Annotated in this window: 2 protein-coding genes; both read left to right on the plus strand. The window is 62.3% G+C overall.

Features of this window, described 5'->3' with window-relative positions:
- Positions 1 to 999, plus strand: a 999-nt coding sequence (gene truB, locus AC1DWI_RS19495) for a tRNA pseudouridine(55) synthase TruB (RefSeq protein WP_477725499.1), incomplete at its 5' end; no start/stop codon positions are given.
- A 34-nt stretch (positions 1000 to 1033) separates the two neighbouring features.
- On the plus strand, positions 1034 to 2547 hold a 1514-nt coding region (locus tag AC1DWI_RS19500; protein ID WP_477725500.1), incomplete at its 3' end, for a GTP-binding protein TypA/BipA.

Genomic DNA, 2547 nt, shown 5'->3' on the forward strand with positions numbered 1-2547 from the left:
CTGCTGCTCGACAAGCCGCTGGGCCTGTCGAGCAATCAGGCCTTGCAGAAGGCCAAATGGCTGCTGCGCGCCGACAAGGCCGGCCACACCGGAACGCTTGATCCGCTGGCCACCGGCGTATTGCCGTTGTGCTTTGGCGCGGCCACCAAGTTCAGCCAGATCCAGCTCGACGCCGACAAGACATATGAAGCGGTGCTGCTGCTGGGCCAGAAAACCACCACGGCCGATGCCGAAGGCGACGTGATTGAAACCCGGCCCGTGCCCGAGATCACACCAGCCTTGCTGGAGTCGCTGACGGACCGTTTCACCGGCCCGCAGGCACAGGTTCCGCCCATGTACTCGGCACTCAAAAAAGACGGTAAGGCGTTGTACGAATACGCCCGCAAGGGGCAAGAGGTGGAGCGGGAAGCCCGCCACATCACGATTTTCAAACTGACTATGGCTGTGGCCCAGGACAGCCGTGCGCAAGCCGCTATCAAAATCATAGTGACCTGCAGCAAGGGTACCTATATCCGCACGCTCGGTGAAGACATTGGCGAAGCCATTGGCTGCGGTGCGCATCTCGGATCGCTCAGGCGGCTGGAGACCGGCGGCTACACGGCGCAGCAGTGCGTGACCTTGCCGGCCCTGGAAGCCATGACCGAGCCCGAGCGCGAAGCCTGCCTGCTGCCGGCGCAGTCGCTGGTGTCGGCGTACCCGTCTGTCACATTGGACGCCGACAATGCAGGGCGGTTTTTAAGTGGTTTGCGCCGCCGGGGTGAACCCGGGCAGTGGGGCGCCGATGCGCCGCTGGTGCAGGTCTATGGCACCGAGCCGCCGGCGTTCCTGGGCTCGGCCCATGTCACGGCCGACGAATTGATTCCGCAGCGTTTGCTGAGCCCGATTGAAATACAGGACATTTTGCAAGCCGCCTCCAAGGCCACCGTGCCGGCCGAACGTTCCGCACCCGATTTCGCTGCCGCGCCCACAGGCGTTGCGGCTTCTTCTTTCCAACATTAACCCGTACCGTTTCGAGTCTTCCTGAAAGCCAACCATGAGCCATAACCAAATCCGCAATATCGCCATCATCGCCCACGTTGACCATGGCAAAACCACCATGGTTGACCAGCTGCTGCGTCAGTCCGGCACCTTTGCCGAGCACGAAAAAGTGGTCGACACCGTGATGGACAACAACGCCATCGAAAAAGAACGCGGCATCACCATCCTGGCCAAGAACTGCGCCGTGACCTGGGAAGGCACGCACATCAACATCGTCGACACCCCGGGCCACGCCGACTTCGGCGGTGAAGTGGAGCGCGCGCTGTCCATGGTCGACGGTGTGGTGCTGCTGATCGATGCGCAGGAAGGCCCCATGCCCCAGACGCGTTTTGTGACCAAGAAGGCCCTGGCCCTGGGCCTCAAGCCTATCGTGGTGGTCAACAAGGTCGACAAACCGGGCGCCAATCCCGACAAGGTCATCAACGCCGCTTTCGACCTGTTCGACAAGCTGGGCGCCACCGACGAGCAGCTCGATTTCCCGGTGGTGTACGCCTCCGGCATCAACGGATGGTCCTCGCTCGAAGAAGGCCCGCCGAACGAGCAGTGGGGCCCCGACATGTCGGCGCTCTTCAACACCATCCTGAAGCATGTGCCTGCGCAAAAGGGCGACCCTGCCGCGCCGCTGCAGCTGCAGATTTCCGCTCTCGACTTTTCGACCTTCGTCGGCCGCATCGGCGTCGGCCGCATCAGCCAGGGCACGATCAGGCCCATGATGGACGTGGTGGTCATGGAAGGCCCGGACGGCAAGGCCGTCAAAGGCCGCGTCAACCAGGTGCTGACCTTCCAGGGCCTCGAACGCGTGCAGGCCACAGAAGCCGGCCCGGGCGAAATCGTGCTGATCAACGGCATTACCGACATCGGTATCGGCGTGACGATCACGGACCCGACCAACCCCGCGCCGCTGCCCATGCTCAAGGTTGATGAACCGACCCTGACCATGAACTTCTGCGTCAACACCAGCCCGCTGGCCGGCCGCGAAGGCAAGTACGTCACCAGCCGCCAGATCTGGGACCGCCTGCAAAAGGAACTGCAGCACAACGTSGCCCTGCGCGTCARSGAAACCGACGAAGAAGGTATYTTTGAAGTCATGGGCCGSGGCGARYTGCACCTGACCATCCTGCTGGAAAACATGCGCCGCGAAGGYTWYGAAMTGGCCGTSTCCAAGCCGCGTGTCGTGATGAAGGAAGTCAACGGTGAAAAGCACGAGCCTATCGAGCTGGTCACCGCCGACATCGAAGACCAGCACCAGGGCGGCGTGATGCAGGCGCTGGGCGAGCGCAAGGGCGAGCTGGTGAACATGGAGCCGGACGGCCGTGGCCGCGTGCGCCTTGAGTACCGCATCCCGGCGCGTGGCCTGATCGGCTTTACCAACGAGTTCCTGAACTTGACCCGTGGTTCCGGCCTGATTTCCAACATCTTCGACAGCTACGAAGCGCACAAGGGCGAAATCGGCGGCCGTAAAAACGGCGTGCTGATCTCCATGGACGACGGTGAAATCTTCACCTACGC

This window comes from Polaromonas sp. P3_C2, from assembly GCF_056402675.1.